Below are 24,431 nucleotides of genomic sequence, written 5' to 3'. Positions count from 1 at the left end.
AGAGTCTTCCGATGCTAGTGGCGTCCGTCTTTCCTGTCATTGGCATAGAATCGTCGAATAATTATCGAATTCGTGAATACGGACATGCCTGTCGAGTTGCGTCATGTGCGCTGTTTTCTCAGCGTCGCCCGGCATCTGCATTTCGCGCGCGCGGCGGAGGAGCTCGGCATCGCGCCGCCCGCGCTCACCAAGCAGATTCAGGAAGCCGAACGGCTGCTCGGCGTGCGGCTTTTCCATCGGACGAAGCGATCGGTCGCGCTGACGGCGGCCGGCGAGGCCTATCTCGGCGAGGCCGTCAGCGCACTCGATCATCTCGCGCGCGGCGCCGAACGTGCGGCGCTGGCGGAGCGCGGCGAACTGGGGAGGATCGTCATCGGCTATGTCGGGTCGGCGGTTTATTCGGGTGTGCTGCAGGCTACCGTGCGCGGTTTTCGGGCGCGTTATCCGCTCGTCGAGATCGGCATCGAGGAAATCGTGATGCGCGAGGCCGGCGCGCTGTTGATGGAAGGGCGCATCGATATCGCCTATGTGCGGCCACCGGTGCCGTACCCGGAAGGCGTCGAGGCGCGCACTGTGCATCGCGATGCGTTCATCGTCGCGTTGCCGGCCGATTCGCCGCTGGCGGCGTCGAGCGTCATCACGCCGGCGCAACTGTGCGATCAGTCGTTCGTCGTGCCCGAGCAGGAATCCGGCACGCTCGAAGTGGCGCGGCGCGGGCGCTTCACGGCGCGGGTCGTCGCGCAGCCGGGCACGCTCGCGGACGTGCTCGCGCATGTGTCGCTGGGCGGCGACGTCGCCGTCGTGCCGCGCTCGCTCGCGCAGTGCGTGACGGTGCCGGGCGTGGAGTATCGGGAGATCGCGGGGAAAGCGGTGCCGTCGGAAGTGGCGATGGTGTACCGGCGCTTCGAGCGGGCGGCGGCGGTCAGGGCGTATCTGGATTTCGCGGCTTCATGACCGAAGCGCACACTGCGCGATCGGTTCGAATCCCGCGCGATACGCGTTCGCCAGCGCCGAGGCCTTGTCACGAAGCGTTGCGCGATCCATTGCCAGTGCGTCGCGCATCGCCGCATGCAGGTCCGTGACCGGCACGACGCCCGGCGCATCCGCGATCTCCCATGTCGAGACATACGCGCGCTGCTTCGCGGCATCCGCGTGCTGGAAATTCACGCGCGGCAAGCCGTACGTCATCGCGACGATCCGGCCGTGCAGGCTGCTGCCCGCGAAACCATCGCTGTTCGCGATCAGCGCGCAGATGTCCCAGACGTTCAGCGACTCGAAGATCGTCACGTCCGCGTGGCGCATGCGCGTGGCCAGGCGTGCGTAGACAGCGATGTCGTCGTGCCACGGCGCCGCGCCCGCACGAAACAGCACGATGCCGAGCCCCGTCGTTTTGCCGAGCAAGTCCAGTTGATGCGCGATCTGCGCGAGTGTCGCGTCATCGCCGAAATCCGCGCTGAACTGAACCGCCAGATAGCCGCGGCGTGAATTCGAATGTGTCCGGATGCGCGCATCGAAAAGCTCGGCGACCATCGATGCCGGGTCCGGGACGAGTTGCGCATTGATGCCCGCGCGCTTCAAGGTCGCTTGCGTTTGCGTGTCCCTCACGCTGATCTGGTCGGCCGATCGAAGCTTGGTCAGCACTTCCGCGCGCAACGCGGCTTCGCGGGCGTCGAGCGTCGCGCCGCCGATCGCGTTGAAGCAGATCGACGCAGCCTGCGCGAACGTTTCCCGGCCGATGACATAGGGCGCGAGCGCATCCGTTCCGAGTTCGGCGCGCGCCCATGCGTCGCGGTCTGCCGCGCGCGAGCCGTATCGGGCGATGCGGATTTGCGCTTCTTCGGGCGTCTGTAGCATCACGGCCGCTTCCCATGCGTCGCACGTCAGCAGTTCGCCGCCCGCGTGAATCAGCGCGATGGGTTCGTCGCGGCAGCGCTTTGCCAGTTGCGAAAGCGCGGTGACGTCGTGCCCGCCGTGCGCGCGCAAGTCGCGCCGCCCGCACCCGGCGAATATCGGTTCGACATCCGGACGACGCTCCGCAAGCAGATGCGCGACGACGTGCGCGAACAGCATGTCGCCGAAGTTGTGGCGATCGAACGCGCCGAAGATGACGATGCGCGGCTTCGACAAGGGGCGAGCGTTTGCCAGATGGCCTCCTTTCGGGCAGCGGGAACGACGCCGAAATCGCGCCCTCACGATCGTCTAATTCTCCCCGATCAGACTTCCTCTCACACGCTGCATGACAGGAGGGAGAGATGAAGATCGAACCGACGCCCATCGTGGCCGCATCGCTGATCGCGGGAGACGGCGAGCGCGATGCATCGTCCGAAGCAACGCGCGACGACGCAATCGCCGCTTCCGAGCCGATGCGCTACGAAGACCTCCTGCCCTATCTGCTTTTGCCGATGGCCGGCGCGTATTGAATCCGAACCGCTGGAGCACCCGATGTTCATCCGAAACGGCGTCACGTATGAGTTCCATCACATGGGCATCCCGACGCGCGAGCCGCGCGAAGGCGAGCGCTACAGCGCGCAGTTCCGCATGCATACGAGCGACGCCGATTGCGAACTCATGCGCGTGCAATATCACCGTTTCGAAGAAGGCAGCACGCTGCCCGAGTTGATGCGCTCCGTGCCGCATGCCGCGTTCAAGGTCAGCGATCTGACGAAAGCGATCGAAGGCAAGCTCGTGCTGCTCGGCCCGTACGAACCGATCGACGGCTTTCGCGTCGCGGTGATTCGAGACGGCGAAGCGCCCGTCGAACTGATCGAAACGACACTCACCGACGAGCAGATCTGGGGTCGCGCGAAGAGCGGCACGCGGGCATCGATTTATCGTTGAAGCCAGGCGGCAGACACACGCACGAAAATTCAAGAGGCCGCTTCGATGAGCGGCCTCTTCTCGCGTTTCTGCGAGCCTTCGCGAGACGCAACCGGCCGGAGCCGGTTCGTCGTGGTGTAGAACGTCAGGCCGTCACGCGCGTGATGCCGCCGCTCGACAGGAGCCGCACGCGCTGGCCGGCATAGAACATCTGGCCATCGGCGGCCTGGGTGATCGCGCGCAGATCGCCGTTGTCGAGCCGCACCGTGATCTCGAGTCCCTTCTGCCGTTCGAGATGGTCCTGCACCTGATCGCCGGCTACCGCGCCGGCCAGTCCGCCGATCACGCCCGCGAGCAACGAGCCGTGTCCGCCCCCGACCGCGCTGCCCGCGACCGCGCCGAGCAGGCCGCCGCCGAGCGCACCGAGCGGGCTCGACTGGCCGTTGTTGTTTTCGATCGTCACGCCGCGCACGCTTTCGACGGTCGCCATGCGCACGGTTTCTTCGTGCTGCGTCTGCATGCTGTTGTACACGTCGGCGGAACTGCCCATCGACGCACAACCGCTCATCCCCACCGTGCAGGCGACGGCGAGCGCGCATACCGCGATAGTCGATTTGTTCATTTTTTGCTCCTCAGATCGGACGATGTCTTTGTTGGTTCGGCTCGCGCTGCGTGTGTCGCGTTGCCATGGAATGCATCGTAAAGAGGCTGAATGAGCGCTGAATGATGACGCGCGGCGTGCTTGACCTTCATGATTGAAGCGCTTATACAGAACTCTCACCGCTCGCGACCGGAGTCCTGAATGACAAGAAACGCGATTCCCCTGGTGGTTTGCGCCGTCGCTCTCGCTGCGTGTTCCACCGGCGGCTCCAACACGCCACCACCGCCCGGCACCACGACGACGACGCTGCCCTCCGGCGGCATCTACAAAGGCACGCTCAAGGGCAGCACCGCCGAAGCCACCCTGCTCATGCTCTTCGACGGCACCGCGTATCTCTTCTACGGCGGCGCGGGCGGCACGGGACTCGCAGGAGTCGCGGTCGCGAAGAACGGCGCGCAGTCGGGCAACGGGCGCTTCGCCAGCGACTCCGCATTCGACTACCGCATCGGCCGGGGGAGCGCATCGCCGGCCGTGTTCAACGCGGACTTCGCGCACGCGCCGGCTGTCGATGGAACCGTCGCGAACAAGGACGGCAGCGCGGTTCTCGCGTTCTCCGGCAGCGCCGCGACGATACTCGACATCGCGCCGACCCGCGCCAACCTCGGCGGACTGTATAGCGGGCGCGGCATGGCGCTCGGCGGCACGACGCAGACGCGCATCACGATCGCGGGCGACGGCTATCTGGCCGGCACGACGACATCCGGCTGCATCTTCAAGGGCACGGCCGCGCCGCACGAAGGCGCGAACGCATACGACGTCTCGGTGACGTTCGGCCCCGCGCCCTGCCCGCTCCCCGATGCGACCGTGACCGGTAACGCGGTGCTCGACAGCGCACGCCTCATCGTGGCGCTGCCGAGCCCGAATCGCTCCGACGTGTTTCTTTTCGACGGCCGGAAATAGATGCCGCATGGATCGCCGCGCGGCGCCGAAAATTAGTCATCCAATGCTTACATAAGCGTTTTCTATCCTAAGATTGTTTCACTGCAGGCAGCGTCGCGGCGTTCGCGTCCGGTCGTTTCCGGCCGCGCGCTTCGGCGATCGTAGTCGTGGGTCGTCAGTGCAATTTCCCAAGGAGTCTTGCTTTGCATGGAACCGGTCCACGGCGTCGAAGCGCCCGAACCGGTCGACAACAACAGGAGACAAACCAGATGAATGCAACGCTGAAGCTTTTGCCGCTGGCCGTCGGTGCAATGTTCGCCTGCCTGCCGTATGCGAACGCCGCGCAGGACAACGTCAACACGCTGTCGAACTTCCGTCAGACCGGCAACGCCACGCCGGCGGAAACCGTCCCGCAAGCCGGCCAGACCGCCGACGCGCTGCGCAAGAATCTCGAACAGATCAAGCTGCCGCCGGGCTTCAAGATCGAGCTGTACGCGGTGGTGCCGGAAGCCCGCGCGATGGCGATCGAGCCTTCGACGGGCGTGGTGTTCGTCGGCACGCGCAAGAATCGCGTGTGGCAGGTGACCGATCGGACCAAACAGCGCGTCGCGAGCGATGTGGTGCAGTTCGCGTCGTCGGTGACGTTCAAGGTGCCCAACGGCGTGTGCTTCTCGCCGGACGGCGTGCTCTATGTGGTCGAGCAGAATCGCGTGCTGGGTTTTCCGGCCGCGCAGTTCTTCGGCGAAGGCGGACCGGATGTCGCGGCGGCGGTCGTCGTCCCGCAGGGCAAGCTGATTCCGACGCAGTTCGAAAGCTTCAATCACGGCGCGCGCTACTGCCGTATCGGGCCGGACAAGAAGCTGTACGTCGCGCTCGGCCAGCCGTGGAACGTGCCGCCGAAGGACAAGCTCGCGGAACTCGATCGCAACGGGCTCGCCGGCATCATCCGTCTGGATCAGGACGGCAAGAACCGCGAAGTGTATGCGCATGGCGTGCGCAATTCGGTCGGCCTCGATTTCAATCCGAAGGACAAGACGCTCTGGTTCACCGATAACCAGGTCGACGGCATGGGCGACGACATCCCGCCCGGAGAGCTGAACCACGCGACCAAGGGCGGCGAGAATTTCGGCTTCCCGTGGTACGGCGGCGGCAAGGTGCGCACGGTGGAATACAAGGACCAGAATCCGCCGGCGGGCGTCGTCTTCCCGCAGGTCGAGTTCGCCGCGCACGCCGCCGATCTCGGCATGTCGTTCTATAACGGCAAGATGTTCCCGCAGAAGTATCAGGGCGGCGTTTTCGATGCGGAGCACGGCTCCTGGAACCGCACCAAGCCGATCGGCGCGCGCCTCATGTTCATCCCGATCAAGGACGACGGCACCGCCGGCGAAGCGGAAGTCTTCGCGGAAGGCTGGCTCACGTCGACGGGCGAGTACATGGGCCGTCCCGTCGATGTGCAGATGCTGCAGGACGGCTCGCTCCTCGTCTCCGACGACTACGCAGGCGCGATCTACCGCATCTCGTATACGGGGGCCAAATGAGGATCGCGTTGACGGCGGCAATGCTGGCGAGCGTGCTCGTGGCGATGTCGCACACCGCGTTCGCCGCCGGCGATGTCAAAGCCGGGCGCGCGAAGGCGACGGCATGCGCGGCGTGTCACGGCATTGACGGCATGTCGAAACTGCCGGAAGCGCCCAATCTCGCCGGGCAGACGGAGGAGTATCTCGTGAAGGCGCTCAACGATTTCCGCTCGGGCGAGCGCAAGAACGAGATGATGTCGATGATGGCGAAAACCTTGTCGGACGCGGATGTCGCCAATCTGGCGGCGTACTACCACAGCCTCGGCAAGCAGTGAACGTCGACAAAGTGTTGCAAATTTGCTGCGGTACAAACCCGATTGCGATTTTTTTGTTTTAGGTGTTGACTCGGAGGCTTAAGGGTTTATACTTACACCTGTCTCCTCCATGTCTCAACCGATGTGGATTCAAGCCCGCTCAACTGAAGCGGGCTTTTTTTTGGCCTTTTTTCGCCGCTCTCTGCGCTAGTTCCCGTCCGGCATTTCACCGCGCAATTCGGCCTCGATCCGGTCTATCGACGGCAGAGTGGTCTCCAGCGACGCCGGAACTTCCCGAAGCAGTTGATATTCGGCCACGCCTATCGGGTTGGCGACGCCTCGCAACGCATATTCGGCGACGAGCCGGTTCTTCTCCTTGCACAGCAAAAGCCCGATCGTCGGCTGATCATCGGGCGCTTTGAGTTGCGCATCGACGGCGGACAGATAGAAATTGAGCTGGCCCGCGTATTCCGGTTTGAACGACGTCGTTTTCAGTTCGACCACCACGTAGCAGCGCAGCTTCAGGTGGTAGAACAGCAAATCGATGAAGAACTCGTCGCCGCCCACGTCGAGCCGGTATTGCCGGCCGACAAAAGCAAAACCCGCCCCCAGTTCCAGCAGAAACCGCGTGATGTGACGCGTGAGTGCCTGCTCGATATCGCGTTCCTGCGCGTTTTCGGTCAATCCGAGGAAATCGAAGATATAGGGATCTTTCAGCGCGTCGCGCGCCAGATCGGATTGCGGCGGCGGCAACCGCTCGCCGAAATTCGTGACGGCGCTGCCGTTGCGCGCGTGCGCGAGGGTTTCGATCTGCATCACGAGAACCTGACGCGACCAGCCGTGCTCGAGCGCCTTTGCCGCGTACCAACTCCGGTCGTCCGGATTCTTCAGCTTGTCCAGCAGTGTGCAGAGATGGAACCACGGCAATTGTGCAGCAGGCTGCTGCACGAATTCCTCGTCCGGCCACGCCTGCGCCAGTGCGCGCATGTACTTGAGATTACGCACGGAGAAGCCGCGCATGTCGGGAAACGCGGATTTCAGGTCGCGCGCGAGCTGATCGATAACGCCTGCGCCCCAGCCTTGTCGACGCTGGCGATCGAGGATGTCGCGACCGATCTGCCAATACAACGTGACGAGTTCGCGGTTCGCGCTGGCTGCGGCACGCTGGCGCGCCCGCTCGACGCGTAGTTTCAGATCGGCGAGCCAACGCCGGTAATCGTCGCCCCAGACGGTGGAAAGATTGGCGGTCATGCAGTTCTGGTTGGACGCCGGTTGTTCTGGAGCGGTCATTATCGACGGATTCGACCGGTCGGAACATGTCGCCCACGCAACCGCGCCTCTCCCCGGCGAGGCGCGGTTGCGATTCTGGCGATCGCGTACTTTTGCGTCTGTGTTGGTCTCCCGACGCGCCCCTCGCGCAAGGCTTGGGGTTACCTTCCCAGGCTCTTAGGCCTCGATGCTTTATGTTGTCCACAGTTTTCGTGCACAAGCCTGTGGATATCGTTTTGGGTTTTGCTGCAACGCATTGATTCGACAACGCTTACATCCACCGCCCAGCGACGCGCCCCGTTCGCGCCCGCCGGCTTAGTCGGCGTTCGGCATGCAGGACGCGAGGATCGCGTCGATGCGATTCATCTCGATGCTGAAAATCGACTGCGGCGCGGTGGCGTTCAGTTCGTCCGCGGCGGAGCGCGGCAGCGCCATCGCAATAGTGGCCGTCGCGAGCAGCGCAACAACCACCGACAGGAACCAGGAAATAAAGGCCATCGCCAACCTCGTCAAGAAAAGTCTCTCTGAATCGGCGCGCGTGAACGTCAGCGCGTGATGTGAAGAGTACGGCCGCGCGATGCTTCGCACAGCCCTCCGGACGGGGGGACTTGAAGGAGGGTAACTACGGACGCAAGCGCGGCGAGGGCGTGGTCGAAACGTCTTGCGCGAGCGCCGCGGCTTCCTGCGCGCGTATCGCGCGGAGAAAGCCTTCGCGTTCGCGCAGGCGGCGCCAGTACGCGGCAATCGATGGCGCGAAGCCTTCGCTCAGATCCAGAAACTCCGCGAGCATCAGCGCATAGCCGACGGAAATGTCCGCCGCCGTGAAGCGCCCCGCGCACAGATAATCTTGCGCGTCGAGAAGCGGCGCGAGCGTGCGCAGGCGTGCGTGGAACCAGCGCGCGTAGTCATCGACGATCTGCGGCTGCAAGCGCTCCGGCGGCTCCAGATGCGCATAGCGCAGAACGAGCGTCTGCGGAAAGGTGAGCGTCGCCTCGCCGAAATGCAGGAAGTTGAGATAGCGGCCGAAATCCGCCTCGTGCGGCGCGACATCGAGCGCGCCCGGCGAATAGCGCGCCGCCAGATACTGGCAAATCGCCGACGATTCGGTCATGAAGAGCGCGTCGTCCTCGAACGCGGGAATCGTGCCGAGCGGATTCACGTCCTTGAAACCACGAGCGAACACGCGCGGCGGAAACGGCAACATCTTCAGTTCATAGGGCACGCCGATCTCTTCCAGCGCCCAGAGCGGCCGGAACGAGCGCGCGCTCACGCAGTGATGCAGCGTAATCACGTCGATATGCTCCGCTCAGCCGAGCCAGGAAGGCTTGCGCTTTTCGAGGAAACTGCGCACGCCTTCGCGACCTTCGTCCGACGCGCGAATCCGCGCGATGCGTTCGGCGGTCTCCCCGATCAATGCGTCGTCGATATTCTTGCCCGCGAAATCCGCGACGAGCCGCTTGCATTCGCGCACGCCGTTCGGGCTGTTCGCAACGATGCTCGCGGCGATCGCATCGACGCAGGCATCGAGTTGATCGGCGGCGACGGCTTCATGCACGAAGCCCAGTCGCAGCGCTTCGGCGGCGTCGAAGCGTTCCGCCGTCACGAAGTACCGATGCGCCGCGCGCGCGCCCATGGCGCGGATCACGTAGGGCGCGATCGTCGCAGGCATCAGGCCGAGCTTCGCTTCGGAGAGACAGAAGTGCGCCGTATCCGCCGCAACCGCGATGTCGCACACCGCGACGAGCCCCATGCCGCCCGCATAGGCGTCGCCCTGCACGCGCGCGATCACCGGCTTGCTGCACGCGTAGATCGTGTTGAGCATGGTCGCGAGGCCGAGCGCATCGGCGCGGTTCTCCGCTTCCGAATAGCCCGCCATGCGCTTCATCCAGTTGAGATCGGCGCCCGCGCAGAACGCCGGGCCACTCGCGGCGAGGACGATGACGCGCACGTTGGCGTCGTCGTCGAGCGCGCGAAAGGCAGCGGTCAGTTCGACGATGGTCGCGTCGTCGAAGGCGTTGCGCACGTCGGGCCGATCGAGCGTCACGCGTGCGACGTGCCCTTCGATGCCGAGCTTCAGGCGTTGCAGATTCGATGCGTCGGTCACGGTGTCGTCTCCCTGATGTACTCGACTTGAGCGTTACTCAATTTATATAGGCAGCCCGTCGGCGTTGATCGTTTAGTGTCTTCGAAAAACGCGCAAAACGTCAACTCAATTCTTTGAGCCTCACTCACAATTGCGCGACGCGACAATCATCCGACGAGACTCATACCCAACATGTCATGAAGCCAGCATGCGCCGACGTAATATAGTCGTATATATTACGGTGCTCGCCGAACCGCACGGCCACACGCTCGCGGCCTGCAACGTGCCGTCCAAGGTCGATCCATAAACAGAATTTCAACTCGATTCAAGGAGCTTTACGTGAAGACTCGTATTTTGCGCGCTTTGCTTTCCGCCTTCGTTCCGTTGGCCGTCGGCGTCACCGCGGGCATCGCTGCCACGCCGGCGCTTGCGGGCGAAGTGCAGGTCGCGGTCGCCGCCAACTTCACGGCGCCCGTGCAGGCAATCGCCGCCGACTTCGAGAAGGATACGGGCAACAAGGTCGTCGCATCTTTCGGCGCGACGGGTCAGTTCTACGCGCAAATCAAGAACGGCGCACCGTTCGAAGTGTTCCTCGCCGCCGACGATTCCACGCCCGCCAAGCTCGACAGCGAAGGCGCGACGGTGCCCGGCAGCCGCTTCACCTACGCGACGGGCGCGCTCGCGCTGTGGTCCGCGAAGGACGGTTACGTCGACGACAAGGGCGAAGTGCTGAAGAAGAACGACTTCAGCCATATCGCGATCGCCAATCCGAAGGCCGCGCCTTACGGTCTCGCCGGCTATCAGACGCTCGACAAGCTCGGACTGACCGCCGAGATCAAGCCGAAGGTCGTCGAAGGTCAGAACATCTCGCAGACGCAGCAGTTCGTCGCGACAGGCAATGCGGAACTCGGCTTCGTCGCGCTGTCGCAGATCTACAAAGACGGCAAGATCACGAGCGGCTCGGCGTGGATCGTCCCTTCCGATCTGCATGAGCCGATCAAGCAGGACGCCGTGATCCTGAACAAGGGCAAGGACAATCCGGTCGCGAAGCAGTTCATCGACTATCTGAAGGGCCCGAAAGCGGCCGCGGTCATCAAGTCCTACGGCTATCAACTGTAATTCCGCCGATGCCGCTCGATAGCGCCGATCTCCAGGCCATCACGCTGACGCTCGAACTGGCGTCGCTGACGACGGTGCTTCTGCTCCTCATCGGCACGCCGATCGCGTGGTGGCTCACGCATACGCGCTCGAAGGTGAAAGGCATCGTCGGCGCGGTGGTGGCGTTGCCGCTCGTGCTGCCGCCGACCGTCATCGGCTTCTATCTGCTCGTGCTGATGGGACCGAACGGCTATGTCGGCAAGCTGACGCAGGCGCTCGGCATCGGCCTGTTGCCATTCACGTTCACCGGGCTCGTGGTCGGCTCGGTGATCTATTCGCTGCCCTTCGTCGTGCAGCCGTTGCAGAACGCGTTCGAAGCAATCGGCCGCCGTCCGCTCGAAGCAGCCGCGACGCTGCGCGCCGGTCCGTGGGACACATTCTTCGCGGTGGCGCTGCCGCTCGCGCGGCCGGGCATCATCACGGCGACGATTCTCGGCTTCGCGCATACCGTCGGCGAATTCGGCGTCGTGCTGATGATCGGCGGCAATATTCCGGGGCGCACGCGCGTGGTGTCCGTGCAGATCTTCGATCACGTCGAGGCGCTCGAATACGCCCAGGCGCACTGGCTCGCCGGCGGCATGGTGGTATTCTCGTTCGTCGTTCTTCTCATGCTCTATTCCAGCCGACGTTCCGTTGCGGCTCATGTCTGAACTCACATCCTCCCGTCTGACGCTCGGCCACGCGCACACCCGTTCCGACGAAGCCATCGCGGCGCGCTTTCTCGTCGAGCACAAGGGCTTCACCTTCGATCTCGATCTCACGCTGCCCGGGCGCGGCGTCACCGCGATCTTCGGCCATTCCGGTTCCGGCAAGACCACGCTCCTGCGATGTCTCGCGGGGCTCGCTCGGCCGCGCGTCGGACGGCTCGTCGTCAATGGCGAAGTGTGGCTCGATACCGATCGCAACATCTTTCTGCCAACGCACAAGCGGCCGCTCGGCTATGTGTTTCAGGAAGCGAGCCTCTTTCCGCATCTGAGCGTGAAGAAGAACCTGCGCTTCGGGCTCGATCGCGTTCACGCAGCGGAGCGACGCGTGGATCTGTCGCAGGCGGCGGAACTGCTCGGCATCGGGCATTTGCTGGAACGCATGCCCGCCGGTTTGTCGGGCGGCGAGCGGCAGCGCGTGGGCATCGCGCGGGCGCTCCTGACGAGCCCGCGTCTGCTCCTGCTCGACGAACCGCTCGCTTCGCTCGATCAGAAGCGCAAGCTCGAAATTCTTCCGTATCTGGAACGCCTGCACGACGAGCTGGATATCCCCGTGCTCTACGTGAGCCACGCGCCGGAAGAAGTCGCGCGCCTCGCGGATCACCTCGTGCTGCTCGAAGGCGGCCGCGCACTCGCGAGCGGCCCGATCGCCGATACGCTCGCACGCCTCGACCTGCCGCTCGCCGTCGCCGACGATGCGTCGGTCGTGTTCGAAGGCATCGTCGATGGATACGACAGCGCGTACGGCCTGCTCACCCTCGCGTTGCCGGGTTCGCGCGCGAAGCTCGCCGTCGTGCATGCGCCTGTCGCAGAAGGCAAATCGATGCGCGTGGCCGTGAAGGCGCGCGACGTGAGTCTCATCACGGGCACGCACGAACATGAACGCAGCAGCGTGCTCAACGTGCTGCCCGCGACGGTCGTCGGCATTGCGAACGACGCCAATCCGTCGCAAGCCGTGGTGCGTCTCGATGTCGACGGCTCGCCGCTGCTTGCGCGCGTCACGCGCTATTCGATGGACCGGCTCGCGATCGTCGAAGGCATGCGCTTGTGGGCGCAGGTCAAGGCGGTGTCGCTACTCGCCTGAGCGCGCCTTCAGCGCGGCGTATTGCAGGAGCATGATCGTCTTGCCGTCCATGATTTCGCCGCGCTCGATCATCTGCATGGCCGTTTGCAGCGCCACCTCGATCGTCTCGATCTCCTCGCCCTCTTCCTCGACGCCGCCGCCCGCCGACACGCGCATCGAGCCGTCGTAGTCGCCGATATAGAAGTAGAGCTTCTCCGTCACCGATCCGGGGCTCATGAACGCCTCGAAAATCTTTTCGACGTGATGCACCCGGTAGCCCGTTTCCTCTTCCACTTCGACGCGGATGCGCTCTTCCGGCGTTGCGTCGTCGAGCAGGCCGCCGGGCGTTTCGATCAGCATGCCGTCGTGTCCGTTAACGAACGCGGGCATGCGGAACTGACGCGTCAGCAGCACGTTGCCGGTCTTGCGGTCGCGCAGCAGGATGGTCGCGCCGTTGCCACGGTCATAGGTTTCGCGGCTCTGACGCTGCCACGCGCCGTCGCGACGCTGGAAATCGAAGGTCACTTTTGTGAGGACGTACCAGTCGTCAGACAGCACTTCGGTTTTGAGGATGCGCACGCGCTCTTTCGTTTCCATCGGATCACCTGTTCGACAACTCGTTGGACTCATGGTAACGTGCAATTTCGTGCAACATCAAGATAATTCGTGCAATCTCATGTTGACCAGCCAACGCAAGAAAGCGATCCTCGACGCCCTCAAGCGCGACGGCCAGGTGCTCGCCACGGAACTGAGCGCGCGTTTCGGCGTTTCCGAGGACACCGTGCGGCGCGACCTGCGCGAACTCGCCGCCGAAGGGCTGCTGCAGCGCGTACATGGCGGCGCACTGCCCGCTTCGCCGGCGGTCGCGCCGTTCGCGCGGCGCGAGGAAATGGAATCGGACGCGAAACGGCGCATCGCGAGGAAAGCGGCGGAAATGATCGCACCGGGACAGATCGTGATCGTCGATGGCGGCACGACGTCCGCGCTGCTCGTGCGTCAACTGCCCGAGAATCTGCGTGCGACGATCGTCACGCATAGCCCGAGCGTCGCGGTTGCGCTGGCGGAACACGCATCGGTGGAAGTCGTGCTGATCGGCGGCAAGCTCTACAAGCATTCGATCGTCACCGTGGGCGCGGCTGCCGTCGAAGCCATGTCGCACATCCATGCCGATATCTATTTCATGGGCGTGACCGGCGTGCATCCGACGGCCGGACTCACCACCGGCGATTTCGAGGAAGCGCACATCAAGCGCGCGCTCGCGGCGCGTGCGGCGGAAACCGTCGTGCTCGCGTCGGCGGCGAAGCTCAATGCGGCGTCGGCTTACAAGATCGGCGGGATCGAACTCGCGCAGACGATCATCGTCGAGGAAGCAGCCGACACGAAGCTGACCGAGCCGATAGAACAGGCCGGAATTACCGTGCTGCGCGCCTGAACACTCGACAATTTCTTACCGGGTAACGCGCCGAAAAATACGGGACCGCTCGTGTAATTGAATTTCTCCGGCAAGTGGAATAGCGTTGAAAGATGCGCCATGTCCAGTCAACAGCGGAGGTCGGTTTTCCGTTATAGGCATCGACACCGCAAACAATTTTTCTGGAGAAGGTCGTGAATCGCCTGAAGGCTTTTATCGCGCTATCGCTGATCGCGAGCGCGGGCGTGACCGCCAACGCGTACGCATGGGCGCGCGTCGGCGTGTGGGTCGGCGGACCCGTGTATTACCCGTACCCCGTCGCACCCGTCCCGTACTACTACTATCCGCCGCCGCCCGTGGTCGTCCAGCCGTCCGCGCCGGTTCAGTATGTCGAGCAGGGCCAGGCCGCCGCCGATCCGGGCGCGCCCGCCCAGCAAGCCGGCATGTGGTACTACTGCGACTCCGCGAAGGCCTACTACCCGTACGTGAAGCAATGTTCCGACGCGTGGCGTCCGGTTCCGGCTACGCCGCCGCCGTCGAACTGATGCCTTTTCTGCGCCCCGAAACAGACAACGAAGCGAATTCGCAAGACTCCATGAACTACTCAAGGCTTGCCCTGCTCCTTGCGGCAATCGGCCTTTCGGCCTGTACCGTAATGCCTACCGGCCCGAACGTGATGGCGCTGCCCGGCAGCACCAAAACGTTCGACCAGTTCCGCGCCGACGATTCCTCATGCCGCCAGTTCGCGCTCAATCAGGTCGGCGGCGTCGACGCCAATCAGGCGGCGACCAATAGCGCGGTCGGCAGCGCGGTCGTCGGCACTGCGCTCGGCGCGGCGGCGGGCGCGGCGTTCGGCGGCGGCTCGGGCGCGGCCATCGGGGCGGGAGCGGGCTTGCTGACCGGCAGCGCGTTCGGCGTCGGCGCATCGCAGGCATCGGGATACAACGTGCAGCAACGCTACGATTACGCGTATCTGCAATGCATGTACGCCGCCGGCGACAAGGTGCCCGTGCGCGGCGCGACGCGCACCGTCCAGCCTTCCGGCGCTTACAGCACCACGCCACCGCCGCCGCCTCCGCCGCCGGGCTGGCAGCCGCCGCCCGGAACGTACTAACAGATTTGTCAGCGCCGCACGCGCCGGTCGTCGTCGACGGCGTTCAGCGGCGCGCCGGGTACGAACGCCGGTGCGACGAGCAGGCCCGTCACCCAGCCGATGTAAAACCGCAAGTCGCTCCAGAACTCCGATCGTTCATAAACGCGAAACGCCTCCACGTGCGCGAGCCATAACACGAGTTGCAGCGCGCCCGTCAGCACGAGCCAGGCGAGCGCGATCACTCCGGTCGCACGCGCACAGCGCCTGAATGTCGACGCATCCCACTGTTCCCGCACGATGATGCATCCCGCGATCAGCACGCCCGTCGCCGGAATCACGCTCGTCACGAGCACGTGCGCGCTCCATCCGAATATCACGCCCGCCACGAAGCTGACGATCACCGCGAGCGCCGCCACGGACCACGCGATCCACGACGGCGCGCGCGCCGCCATCCACGCGAGCGTGATGAAAAACGGTATGAGCGCCCATTGCAGCGCCTGCGCGACGGCTTTCGCGAGGTTTTCGCCCGCGTGCTCGTTCGAATGGCTCGCCGCGACATACACGGTGATCGCTTCGTGCACGCAGACGGCGACGATCGCGAAGCTCAACGCCTCGCATGCGGCGAACGCGGGCGATTTCTCCGCGTGCTCTGGCGCGTCGCCGAGACCGCGCACGCGTTCCAGCACCGGTTCGACGAAGAACGCCAGAATCGCGCCGATCAGCAGCGCGGCGGCAGCATCGGTCAGAGAGAAATGGCCAAAGACGGAAAAGAGACCCTGCCACAGAAATTCGGGCGCGGCCGCGCACACGGCCACCCACAGCGCGAAGAAGAACCCGTTCGAAGCACTTCTGAGCGGCATGGCCACCTCGATGCGTTTTTATTGTTCCGGCAGCGGCGCTTCCTTCACGCGGTCGATCAACGCCGTGCGCACGCGCTCGCGCAAGTCGGCGGGCATCGAAAAACATTCGTAGGCGAGCGCCTGCGCGACGGTCACAATGCGCATTTCCTCGTAGCGCCGCCCGCTTTCGATCATCGCTTCGAACGCGTTGGCGCGCTCGTTGATTTCGATCGGATCGGCATCGACGAGCAGAACAGCATGCGCGAGCACCGCGTAAAGCGGCTGATCCTTGTCGCCGTGAGGCACCCGCCGCCAGTACTGCGCCGTGCCCGCGACCTTGCGCGCGTCGTCGCCGGGGCCCCACGCGAGATTGAAGCGGCCGTCGCAGAAAGAGCCTTCGACGGCCTGCCAGTGCGTCAGCACGCCGAGCGAGTTGAGCGCATCCGCGAGAATCCTGCACAGATGCACGTAGACGGATTCGGAGAGCGTGCCCATCGGTGCGCGCACCGGATACGCGAGGCTCAGATTGAGAATGCCCGGGCCTTGCGGCACGAGGCCGCCGCCCGACAGACGCAGCCACACGGGACAGCCGCGCTGCGCGAAAGCCTCGCGCGCATCGGCGAGCGCCGCGTAACGCTGATAGCTGCGCGGCACGACCAGGGAAACAGGTGCTTCCCAGACGTGCGCGACGGCCTCGCCGGCGGCCGCGCGTGAGAGCAGCGCTTCCTCGGCGTCGAGCGGATCGCCGGAAAGGGAAGCGGGATCGATCAGTTGGAAGGGCATGGCATCGATGTCCGGGCGCGTCGCGGGCGACGCCATCCAAGCATGGTAGCGAATAACCGCGACAAACGAGCGCGCCCCGTCGGCGGCCTTCTCCGGCGGGGCGCGCGCGGCTCGGGCGCGGTCAGCCTGCCTTCGCCAGGTGCTCCTTCAGCAACGCATTGACTTCGTTCGCCTTCTCCATCTGGCTCATGTGGCCGGCGTCGTCGAACACGCGCACGGTCGCGCCTTCCGGTGCGTGCTTCGCGTGCGCGGCGGGAATGATCTGGTCCTTTTCGCCCCAGATCACGAGCACCGGCTTGCCCGTCGCGGCCAGCTTGCCGCCCGGTTGCGCGCTCTGCCTGCCGCCCGCGAACAGTCCGCCGTTGAGCGATGTCAGCGCGTCGCTGACGCCATCGAGCCGCTTGTACTTCAGCAGATCGTCGAGCATCTGGCGGCTCACCAGATCGGGATTCGTGAACAGCAGTTCGACGACCGGCTTCAGTTCGCGCCGCGATTCCGCTGTCACGAAGCCTTCGGTGTACGCGTTGTTCACTTCATCGCCGAAGCCGGCAGGCGAAATCAGCGATACCGATTGCACGCGCGACGGCTGATCGACGGCCATCTGCGCCGCGATGCCGCCGCCCATCGAGTGCCCGACGAGATGCGCGCGATCGATTGACACCGCGTCCATGAACTTGCCGACGAAGCCCGCGAGTTCCGCCAGCGTCGTTCCCGGCACTTTCGGCGTCGATTGTCCGTGGCCCGGCAAATCCAGCGCGAACACGCGATTCTTCTCCGCGAGCGCATCGAGATTGAAGAGCCAGTTGTCGAGATCGCCGCCGAAGCCGTGGATGAACAGCACGGCCGGACGGTTCGCATCGTCGCCGCCGCGCGATGCGTAGCGCACGCGGATGCCATCGACATCGACGAAGTGATACGCCGCCGCTTCCTCGCCCTCTTCTTCGTCCTCGGCGGGCGTCACGTATGAGGCGACATACGCGTCGATATCGGCGTCGCTCACGTCGGAGGCCGCGAGCACGCCGAGGAGCGCTTTCACCGGCAGCGTATCGCCCGCCGCCGCCACTTTGCGCCGCAGCAAGCCGGCGTCGGGCGCTTCGACGGCATTGGCGATCTTGTCGGTTTCGACATCGAGTATCGGCATGCCGACGGTGATTTCCGTGCCCTCCTCCACGAGCCACTCGTTGACCGTGCCTTCCTTCATCGACAAGCCCCACTTGGGCATCACGATCGGTGTGATTGCGGACATCAGTGCTTTCCTCCCTTCATGGTTTTTCGTGCGGCGTCGGCGATCTGCGCGGCGCTCGGAATGTACAGATCTTCGAGCGTCGGCGAGAACGGCACCGGCGTATGCGGCGCGCAGACCATCTGGATGCCGGATTTCAGCGCGCCGAACGCCTGTTGCGCGACCTGGGCGGAAATATCGGTGGCGATATTGCAGCGCGGATTCGCCTCATCGACGACGACGAGCCGTCCCGTGTTCTCGACGGTTTCGAGCACCGTGTCGAGATCGAGCGGCGACAGCGTGCGCAAATCGACGACTTCCGCTTCGATGCCCTCCTTCGCGAGCGTCGATGCCGCTTCGAGCGCGCGATGTACCATCAGTCCATACGTGACGATCGACACATCCTTGCCGTCGCGCACCACGTTCGCCTCGCCAAACGGAATCGCGTACGAGTTCTCGGGCACTTCGCCTTCGAAGCCGTAGAGATTCTTGTGCTCGCAGAAGATGACGGGGTCGTTGTCGCGGATCGCCTGGATCAACAAGCCCTTGGTGTCGTAAGGCGTGCTCGGGCAGACGACTTTCAGACCCGGAATGTGCGTGAACAGGGATGTCAGCATCTGACTGTGCTGAGCCGCCGCGCGAAAGCCCGCGCCGACCATCGCGCGAATCACGACGGGCGTCTCCGCCTTGCCGCCGAACATATAGCGGAACTTGGCGGCCTGATTGAAGATCTGGTCGAAGCACACGCCCATGAAGTCGATGAACATCAGCTCCGCGACCGGGCGCATGCCGCACGCCGCCGCGCCGATCGCCGCGCCGACATACGCGGATTCCGAGAGCGGCGTGTCGAGCAATCGGTCGCCGTGTTTCGCGTAGAGTCCCTTCGTCACGCCGAGCACGCCGCCCCACGCGTCTTTCTCGCCGTCCGCGCCTGCGCCGCCGACGATGTCCTCACCCAGCACGATCACGCTCGGATCGCGCGTCATTTCCTGATCGATGGCTTCGTTGATCGCCATCTTCATGCTCAGTTTGCGGGCCATGGTGGTTATCTCCTCGATTTAGTATTTGACGTAGACATCGGTGAGCAGATCGGCGGCGGTCGGCAAAGGCGCGTCCTTCGCTTCCTGCACCGCGCGGTCGATCAGCGCGGCCACTTCCTTGTCGATCGCGTCGAGTTCGGCGGGGGAAATCACATCGGCTTGCGTGACGGCGGCCGCGAACTTCTTCAGGCAATCCTTGTTCGAGCGGATATCGTCGAGTTCGCCGGGCGCGCGATAAGTCTGCGCATCGCCTTCGAAATGGCCGTAGAAACGGATCATCTTGCATTCGAGCAGCGCCGGGCCGCCGCCTTCGCGCGCGCGCTTGATCACTTCGCCCGCCGCCTCGTGAACCGCGAAGAAATCGGTGCCGTCGACGGTCACGCCCGGAATGCCGAAGCCCGCCGCGCGATCGACGTAACTATCGACCGCCGTGCCGTAATCGCGCGCCGTCGATTCGGCATAGCCGTTGTTCTCGATCACGAAAATCACCGGCAGATTCCACACGGCCGCGAGGTTCAGGCTTTCGAGGAACGTGCCCTGGTTCGACGCGCCATCGCCCGCGAAGGTGATGCCCACTTCGCCCTTGCCGCGAAACTTCGCCGCGAGCGCCGCGCCGCAAATCAGGGGCGCGCCCGCGCCGAGGATGCCGTTCGCGCCCATCATCCCTTTCGACAAATCGGCGATATGCATCGAGCCGCCCTTGCCGTTGCACGAACCGCCCTTCTTGCCGTAAATCTCCTTCATCATTGCGACCGGATCGACGCCCTTCGCGATGCAGTGTCCGTGTCCGCGATGCGTGCTCGCGATGCGGTCGCCATCGGTCAGATGACTCATGATGCCGACGCCCGCCGCTTCCTCGCCCGCGTACAGGTGCACGAAACCGGGAATGTCGCCGCGTCCGAAATCGACGTGCAGACGCTCCTCGAAATCGCGAATCGTGCGCATCTTGCGATACGCGCCCAGCAGTTCTTCCTTCGAGAGCGGCAAGCCGCCCGCATGCTGTTGCGACGCTGTCATGTCTGTCTCCTTGGTGGATTAACGAAGCTCGAGCTGACGCATCAGCCCGGACGTGGCCGCGTAACGCATGCACGCGGCCACGTCGATACTGCGAAAGGCGTTTTCCTTCAGCGTGATCGTGACTTCATCGTCGGGGCCGAAGGCGAGCTCGCGTTCGCCGTCGAGCGCGACGATGCCCGAGCGCTGCTTCACGCGATGCGGCACGCCATCGGACAAGCGCGTCCAGTTCGCGATCGGCACGGCTTCGATGAGACCCGGCGCGATCGGCGCGTGCAGATCGAATTCGCCCTGGCCCCGCGCGGCGAGCTCGATTGCAATGCCGCCCGGATCGTGACGGCCGAGCGGTTCGAGCAGGCCCGCGATCGCGGACATGCCGATCGCCTGCGGATCGGCGTAGGAGACGTAGACGGCGGCGAGCGTATCGATCTTCCACAGCGCCCGCGCGCCGATGAAATGCTCGTGCGAGATGACCGCATCGACGAGCGCGATGTCGCGGCGCACGTTGCCTTTCGAATCGCATATCTCGATGTCGAGCCGCTTGTTCGACGCGAGCGCTTCGCTCGACGGCACGCGGCCCGTCGCATAAAGCCCCGCCGCCAGTCCCGAGATGGTCGGCTCGCGCATTTCCGGATACGCGTTGTTGGTGCCCGTCGAAAGACCCGCGATCGGCACTTGTCCGCACTCGCGCACGACCGCGCGATGCGTGCCGTCGCCGCCGAGCACGATGAGCGCATCGACGCCGGCCTCGCGCATCATGCGCGCGGCGCGGAACGTATCGTCGACACGCGCGGTCACGGGCATGTCGAGAAATTCGACTTTGGCGAGTGAGGCATCCGGTCCGTGCTTGCGCGCGAGATGGCGCTGGAGCATGACCTTCAGGCCTTCGCGGTCCGGCATCATCAACACGCGCCCGACGCCGCACGACGCCAGCGACGAAAGCAGCCGCAACACGATGTTCACGCGGTCCGCGAGTTGCAGGCTGTTCGCGTTCGCGATGACGCGCCGGATGTCGCGCGCCGAAACAGGATTGGCGATGATGCCGACGAGCGGCGCCGCGTTTTCACGCATGCCTGTGTCTCCGTTTTGCGTTTTGTGCGGCGGATAAAGGCAAGCGCCATGCCAATCGGAACGGCGCGTTCGGACGCGAAAAAGCGAGGGATTACCCGCGGAAAACGGGCGCTTCGGAGGGTGTACGGGGCGCCGCCGTGACAGGTGTCACAGCGGCAGGTGTATCGGAGGGGGTACAGGCGTATCGGTGCTCAGTGCCCGTTCGCGTCGCGCTGATTCGGCGAGCGGATGCCATAGCGCGCCATGCGCCGATACAGCGTCATGCGGCTCACGCCGATCTGCCGCGCGACCGCGCTCAGGTTCCAGCTCGCGGCGCGCAGATACTGCATCAGCAGCATGCCTTCCGGCGGCAGCCGGTGCGAGTCGAATTCCTCGATGACGCGCGGCGGTGGCTCGACCGGCGCGGCCACGCCTGCGAATCCTTCGGGCAGGTCGTCGACTTCGATCAGACCGTTCGAGCACACCGCGCGCGCATAACGCAGCACGTTGCTGAGCTCGCGCAGATTCCCCGGCCATTCATGCCGATGCAGGCGCTCGCGCGCCGCAGGCGACAGCGTGACCGCGCCTTCGAGGAGTTTGTCGACGAGCCAGTCGAGATCGCTTCGTTCGCGCAGCGGCGGCAGCGTGAAGCGCGCGCCGTTCAAGCGGTAGTACAGGTCTTCGCGGAAGCGTCCGTCCTGCATGAGCGCGTCGAGCGAATGATGCGTCGCGGAAATCACGCGCACATCGACCGATACGGGACGCGACGCGCCGATCGCCAGCACTTCGCCTTCGGCCAGCACGCGCAGTAGACGCGATTGCAGTTCGCGCGGCATGTCGCCGATTTCATCGAGAAAGAGCGTGCCGCCGTCGGCTTCCTGAATCAGCCCGCGCTTGCCCTTCGCGCCTGCGCCCGAAAAGCTGTTCGGCAGATGCCCGAACAATTCGCTTTCGATGAGCGTCTCCGGAATCGCCGCGCAATTCACCGCGACGAACGGCCCCGCGCGCCGCGCGCTCGCGCGATGGAGCGCCTTCGCGAAGAATTCCTTGCCGCTGCCGGTTTCGCCGTTGACGAGCAGATTGATCGGTGAATCGACGAGCTTCGCCGCGCGTTGCAGTTGACGCATGAGCGCGGCATCGCCGCCGCAGAGCGCGGCCAGCGGCGCGGGCACTTCGACGCTACGCTGTGAAGCCGCGTTCGTGGCCGGCGCGAAGCACGGCGCGGGCGGCATCACGCTCAGGTAAAGCAGCGCGCCCGATTTCGCGAGCGGCACCGCGCGCAACTCGCTCGGCCGCGAATACACGAAGCGGCCCAGTTCGTCGATGCGCGTATCGAAGAGCGTGTCGAACGGCACGCCGATCAGCGACGCCGCCGCTTCGCCGGGCGCGATCGGCCGGCCGATTTCCGCCGCGAGCATCGCGTGCGCGCGGCGATTGTGTCCGACGATCCGCCCGCTCGCATCGAGCGCGATCAGATATTCCGGATTGACATCGACGAATTCGGGCGATGTGTTCAGCTTCAGAATCCAGTCCTGCCGGTGCGTGCGCAGGAAGTTCGCGTTCTCGATATGCCCCGCGTAGATGCGCACGAGCTGCAGCGCGAGATTCTGGCTGTCGCGCGCTTGCGGCGACGTGAGCGCGGAGATATCGAGGATCGCGGCGAGCGCGCCGCGCGAATCGTAGAGCGGCGCTGCTGTGCAGGTCAGCGGGATATGGGTCGCGTCGAAATGATCGATCTGATGCACGGTGAGGGCGTGGCCCGTCGTGAGCGCGGTGCCGACCGCGCACGTGCCGGCGCCGGCTTCGCTCCATTGCGCGCCGAGATACAGGCCCGCGCGGCGCAGCGCGAAATCCGTGTTCGAATCGCCGATGTAGTCGACGGTCACGCCGAGCGCATCGGTCAGCAGCACGACGTAGCCCATGCCCGCGACCTGCTCGTAAAGCGTCTCCAGGCCGTGACGCGCGATGCGCGCGAAATCGTCGATACGCTGCTGATGCTCGCGCAGGCGCGTCTGCGGCAGGATGCGCGCTTCCTGCATGCGCGACGGATCGAGCCCGTACTGATGCACGCAACGCCGCCACGAAGACTCGATGATGCTCTCGTGCGTGCGCAGCGGCGCGGGCGCGGACACGACCGGTTCCGCCCGCGTCGTCGCCGCGACGACTGCCTCGATGTGCTCGCGTTGCCGCATGTCCATCGTGCTCTCCTTGTCTCCTTGAGTGAGGCACTTATCGGCGCCTGGCAGCGCGCTTTTGTTTTGATCGCCTCCCGCAATGCTTTCATTCTTCGCTGCGTGCGAACGCGGGATATACCGATTCGCACGAGCGTGTGTCAGGCCATATGATGCTCGAATCGGCAGAACGCGTCATGCGGCGATAGCGCTGCGCCGCAACATAAACGCGTGCCGATATCCCGGCGCATCAAAACGAAAAGACAGGAGACAACGGATGGCAAAGATCGCTTACGAAGACTTCGAGCGACAGGTTCTGCAGCATCACATCATCAAGGGCAATGTGTACGAGAACGGCGCGGCGCTCGTCGAGCGCGCGAACAGGTGGATCGCGGAGAATGGAATCGACGTGCTGAACGTCGAGAGCCTCTCGACGTTCGGCGCCGGCGACGATACCAGCGTGAGCCACTGGTACTCGGGTATTCGCGTCTGGTATCGGACTGCGTAGGAAAGACTCAGCCGCGGCCGACGAACGGCATCTTGGTCGCCATCACGGTGTGGAACAGCACGTTCGCCTCGAGCGGCAGATTCGCCATGTAAAGCACCGACTGGCCGACGAACTTCACGTCCATCATAGGTTCGACGGCGATCTCGCCGTTCGCCTGCGGCACGCCGCGCGACATACGCTCGGACAGCTCGGTGAAAGCGTTGCCGACATCGATTTGCCCGACCGCGATGTCGTACTTCCGGCCATCGAGCGATGCGGTTTTCGTGAGGCCCTGCACCGCGTGCTTCGTCGCCGTGTAGGCCGCCGAGTTCGGGCGCGGTGCGCTCGCGGAAATCGAGCCGTTGTTGATGATGCGCCCGCCCATCGGCGTTTGCGCCTTCATCGTGCGAAACGCCTGCTGCACGCAATAGAACATGCCGTTCAGATTGATGTCGACGACATTGCGCCATTGCTCGGGCGTCCAGTCCTCGAACGGTCCGGGCGGATTCGACACCCCGGCGTTGTTGAACAGCAGATCGACGCGGCCGAAGCGCTCGACCGCCGCCTTGAAGAGCTTCTCGACCGATTGCGGATCGGAAACATCGGTCGGCACGGCGAGCGCGCGTTGCGCCGCGTTGGATTCGCCGATCACCGCTTCGAGCGGCGCGGGACGCCTTCCTGCCAGTACGACCGACCAGCCGTCGCCCAGCAACGCGAGCGCGGCCGCGCGCCCGATGCCGCTGCCCGCTCCGGTGACGATGGCGATTCGTTGAGACTGGTTGGCTGCGTCGGACATGTCTGCGTTCTCCTGTTGTTGAGCGCGCGACACATGCGCGCGCAAATCGGGAGAACATTA

Annotated in this window: 28 protein-coding genes; 13 read left to right on the top strand and 15 right to left on the bottom strand. The window is 64.6% G+C overall.

Going from position 1 to position 24,431, the window contains the following annotated elements; translation table 11 throughout:
- The first annotated feature begins 84 nt into the window (after window positions 1-84).
- Window positions 85-954: a LysR family transcriptional regulator gene (locus IAG25_RS04650; protein ID WP_187604473.1), complete on the top strand. Its 870-nt coding sequence runs from the start codon at window positions 85-87 to the stop codon at window positions 952-954.
- Here IAG25_RS04650 and IAG25_RS04645 read toward each other — a convergent pair.
- Window positions 949-2,070, bottom strand: coding sequence for a polysaccharide pyruvyl transferase family protein (locus IAG25_RS04645; protein WP_187604472.1), 1,122 nt, complete (start codon window positions 2,068-2,070; stop codon window positions 949-951). The genes IAG25_RS04650 and IAG25_RS04645 overlap by 6 nt on opposite strands.
- A gap of 182 nt (window positions 2,071-2,252) precedes the next feature.
- Between IAG25_RS04645 and IAG25_RS04640 the strand changes: the two genes are divergently transcribed.
- On the top strand, window positions 2,253-2,420 hold the full coding sequence (locus IAG25_RS04640; protein ID WP_187603792.1) for a hypothetical protein: 168 nt from the start codon (window positions 2,253-2,255) through the stop codon (window positions 2,418-2,420).
- 22 nt (window positions 2,421-2,442) lie between these two features.
- Window positions 2,443-2,838, top strand: coding sequence for a hypothetical protein (locus IAG25_RS04635; protein WP_187603791.1), 396 nt, complete (start codon window positions 2,443-2,445; stop codon window positions 2,836-2,838).
- 124 nt (window positions 2,839-2,962) lie between these two features.
- Here IAG25_RS04635 and IAG25_RS04630 read toward each other — a convergent pair whose 3' ends face one another.
- Window positions 2,963-3,439, bottom strand: a complete 477-nt coding sequence (locus IAG25_RS04630; protein WP_187603790.1) for a glycine zipper 2TM domain-containing protein — start codon at window positions 3,437-3,439, stop codon at window positions 2,963-2,965.
- 180 nt (window positions 3,440-3,619) lie between these two features.
- On the opposite strand from IAG25_RS04630, the gene IAG25_RS04625 reads away from it, so the two are divergent.
- The 3 genes from IAG25_RS04625 to IAG25_RS04615 all read left to right on the top strand — a co-directional run bounded on the left by IAG25_RS04625 (window position 3,620) and on the right by IAG25_RS04615 (window position 6,209).
- Complete coding sequence (locus tag IAG25_RS04625; RefSeq protein ID WP_187603789.1) at window positions 3,620-4,378, top strand: hypothetical protein; 759 nt, start codon at window positions 3,620-3,622, stop codon at window positions 4,376-4,378.
- Window positions 4,379-4,626: 248 nt separating this feature from the next.
- The gene (locus IAG25_RS04620) at window positions 4,627-5,895 is read left to right on the top strand and encodes a PQQ-dependent sugar dehydrogenase (RefSeq protein WP_187603788.1); all 1,269 of its coding nucleotides are present in this window, start codon (window positions 4,627-4,629) and stop codon (window positions 5,893-5,895) included.
- Window positions 5,892-6,209 carry a c-type cytochrome gene (locus IAG25_RS04615; RefSeq protein WP_187603787.1) on the top strand — a complete coding sequence of 106 codons (318 nt, stop codon included), beginning with the start codon at window positions 5,892-5,894 and terminating at the stop codon, window positions 6,207-6,209. The genes IAG25_RS04620 and IAG25_RS04615 overlap by 4 nt, the downstream gene beginning before the upstream one ends.
- A gap of 186 nt (window positions 6,210-6,395) precedes the next feature.
- Here the strand turns inward: IAG25_RS04615 and IAG25_RS04610 are convergent, their stop codons facing one another.
- The 4 genes from IAG25_RS04610 to IAG25_RS04595 all read right to left on the bottom strand — a co-directional run bounded on the left by IAG25_RS04610 (window position 6,396) and on the right by IAG25_RS04595 (window position 9,561).
- Window positions 6,396-7,439, bottom strand: coding sequence for a PDDEXK nuclease domain-containing protein (locus IAG25_RS04610; RefSeq protein WP_187603786.1), 1,044 nt, complete (start codon window positions 7,437-7,439; stop codon window positions 6,396-6,398).
- A 333-nt stretch (window positions 7,440-7,772) separates the two neighbouring features.
- Window positions 7,773-7,955 carry a hypothetical protein gene (locus IAG25_RS04605; RefSeq protein WP_035507079.1) on the bottom strand — a complete coding sequence of 61 codons (183 nt, stop codon included), beginning with the start codon at window positions 7,953-7,955 and terminating at the stop codon, window positions 7,773-7,775.
- A gap of 124 nt (window positions 7,956-8,079) precedes the next feature.
- Complete coding sequence (locus IAG25_RS04600) at window positions 8,080-8,748, bottom strand: glutathione S-transferase family protein (protein WP_187603785.1); 669 nt, start codon at window positions 8,746-8,748, stop codon at window positions 8,080-8,082.
- Window positions 8,749-8,763: 15 nt separating this feature from the next.
- On the bottom strand, window positions 8,764-9,561 hold the full coding sequence (locus IAG25_RS04595; RefSeq protein ID WP_187603784.1) for an enoyl-CoA hydratase/isomerase family protein: 798 nt from the start codon (window positions 9,559-9,561) through the stop codon (window positions 8,764-8,766).
- 342 nt (window positions 9,562-9,903) lie between these two features.
- On the opposite strand from IAG25_RS04595, the gene modA reads away from it, so the two are divergent.
- The 3 genes from modA to modC are packed head-to-tail and all read left to right on the top strand — an operon-like array spanning window position 9,904 to window position 12,486.
- The gene (modA, locus tag IAG25_RS04590; protein ID WP_222946412.1) at window positions 9,904-10,659 is read left to right on the top strand and encodes a molybdate ABC transporter substrate-binding protein; all 756 of its coding nucleotides are present in this window, start codon (window positions 9,904-9,906) and stop codon (window positions 10,657-10,659) included.
- Window positions 10,660-10,667: 8 nt separating this feature from the next.
- The gene (gene modB / locus IAG25_RS04585; RefSeq protein WP_187603782.1) at window positions 10,668-11,348 is read left to right on the top strand and encodes a molybdate ABC transporter permease subunit; all 681 of its coding nucleotides are present in this window, start codon (window positions 10,668-10,670) and stop codon (window positions 11,346-11,348) included.
- A complete protein-coding gene (gene modC, locus IAG25_RS04580; protein ID WP_187603781.1) occupies window positions 11,341-12,486 on the top strand; it encodes a molybdenum ABC transporter ATP-binding protein in 1,146 nt (381 codons plus the stop codon). Before modB ends, modC begins: the two co-directional genes overlap by 8 nt.
- On the opposite strand, the gene IAG25_RS04575 is transcribed toward modC, so the two are convergent.
- Entirely contained in the window at window positions 12,475-13,062 is a 588-nt protein-coding gene (locus IAG25_RS04575; RefSeq protein ID WP_187603780.1) for an NUDIX domain-containing protein, read from the bottom strand. The two genes, modC and IAG25_RS04575, sit on opposite strands and share 12 nt — an antisense overlap.
- Before the next feature lie 31 nt (window positions 13,063-13,093).
- Here IAG25_RS04575 and IAG25_RS04570 point away from each other — a divergent pair, with 31 nt between their 5' ends.
- The 3 genes from IAG25_RS04570 to IAG25_RS04560 all read left to right on the top strand — a co-directional run bounded on the left by IAG25_RS04570 (window position 13,094) and on the right by IAG25_RS04560 (window position 14,990).
- Entirely contained in the window at window positions 13,094-13,897 is an 804-nt protein-coding gene (locus IAG25_RS04570) for a DeoR/GlpR family DNA-binding transcription regulator (RefSeq protein WP_187603779.1), read from the top strand.
- 173 nt (window positions 13,898-14,070) lie between these two features.
- Window positions 14,071-14,421 (top strand): hypothetical protein, encoded by a 351-nt coding sequence (locus tag IAG25_RS04565; protein WP_187603778.1) that lies wholly within the window; start codon window positions 14,071-14,073, stop codon window positions 14,419-14,421.
- Between the two features lie 50 nt (window positions 14,422-14,471).
- On the top strand, window positions 14,472-14,990 hold the full coding sequence (locus IAG25_RS04560) for a YMGG-like glycine zipper-containing protein (protein ID WP_187603777.1): 519 nt from the start codon (window positions 14,472-14,474) through the stop codon (window positions 14,988-14,990).
- A gap of 8 nt (window positions 14,991-14,998) precedes the next feature.
- On the opposite strand, the gene IAG25_RS04555 is transcribed toward IAG25_RS04560, so the two are convergent.
- The 7 genes from IAG25_RS04555 to IAG25_RS04525 all read right to left on the bottom strand — a co-directional run bounded on the left by IAG25_RS04555 (window position 14,999) and on the right by IAG25_RS04525 (window position 23,115).
- Window positions 14,999-15,829, bottom strand: a complete 831-nt coding sequence (locus IAG25_RS04555) for a hypothetical protein (protein WP_222946393.1) — start codon at window positions 15,827-15,829, stop codon at window positions 14,999-15,001.
- Between the two features lie 18 nt (window positions 15,830-15,847).
- A complete protein-coding gene (locus IAG25_RS04550) occupies window positions 15,848-16,591 on the bottom strand; it encodes a lipoyl protein ligase domain-containing protein (protein WP_255503535.1) in 744 nt (247 codons plus the stop codon).
- Window positions 16,592-16,712: 121 nt separating this feature from the next.
- Window positions 16,713-17,837, bottom strand: a complete 1,125-nt coding sequence (locus tag IAG25_RS04545) for an acetoin dehydrogenase dihydrolipoyllysine-residue acetyltransferase subunit (RefSeq protein ID WP_187603774.1) — start codon at window positions 17,835-17,837, stop codon at window positions 16,713-16,715.
- Window positions 17,837-18,853 carry an alpha-ketoacid dehydrogenase subunit beta gene (locus IAG25_RS04540; RefSeq protein ID WP_035507110.1) on the bottom strand — a complete coding sequence of 339 codons (1,017 nt, stop codon included), beginning with the start codon at window positions 18,851-18,853 and terminating at the stop codon, window positions 17,837-17,839. The genes IAG25_RS04545 and IAG25_RS04540 overlap by 1 nt, the downstream gene beginning before the upstream one ends.
- 18 nt (window positions 18,854-18,871) lie before the next feature.
- The gene (locus IAG25_RS04535) at window positions 18,872-19,870 is read right to left on the bottom strand and encodes a thiamine pyrophosphate-dependent dehydrogenase E1 component subunit alpha (RefSeq protein ID WP_035507112.1); all 999 of its coding nucleotides are present in this window, start codon (window positions 19,868-19,870) and stop codon (window positions 18,872-18,874) included.
- A gap of 18 nt (window positions 19,871-19,888) precedes the next feature.
- Window positions 19,889-20,938, bottom strand: coding sequence for an ATP-NAD kinase family protein (locus IAG25_RS04530; protein ID WP_187603773.1), 1,050 nt, complete (start codon window positions 20,936-20,938; stop codon window positions 19,889-19,891).
- A gap of 191 nt (window positions 20,939-21,129) precedes the next feature.
- Entirely contained in the window at window positions 21,130-23,115 is a 1,986-nt protein-coding gene (locus IAG25_RS04525) for a sigma-54-dependent Fis family transcriptional regulator (protein WP_187603772.1), read from the bottom strand.
- A gap of 250 nt (window positions 23,116-23,365) precedes the next feature.
- Here IAG25_RS04525 and IAG25_RS04520 point away from each other — a divergent pair, with 250 nt between their 5' ends.
- Window positions 23,366-23,596: a hypothetical protein gene (locus IAG25_RS04520; RefSeq protein ID WP_187603771.1), complete on the top strand. Its 231-nt coding sequence runs from the start codon at window positions 23,366-23,368 to the stop codon at window positions 23,594-23,596.
- Between the two features lie 7 nt (window positions 23,597-23,603).
- Here IAG25_RS04520 and IAG25_RS04515 read toward each other — a convergent pair whose 3' ends face one another.
- Window positions 23,604-24,371 carry an SDR family oxidoreductase gene (locus tag IAG25_RS04515; RefSeq protein ID WP_187603770.1) on the bottom strand — a complete coding sequence of 256 codons (768 nt, stop codon included), beginning with the start codon at window positions 24,369-24,371 and terminating at the stop codon, window positions 23,604-23,606.
- Window positions 24,372-24,431 lie beyond the last annotated feature (60 nt).

The sequence above is a fragment of the Caballeronia sp. EK genome, from assembly GCF_014384845.1.
Classification (GTDB): Bacteria; Pseudomonadota; Gammaproteobacteria; order Burkholderiales; family Burkholderiaceae; genus Caballeronia; species Caballeronia jiangsuensis.
This window is presented reverse-complemented; position numbering and strand designations above follow the sequence as displayed.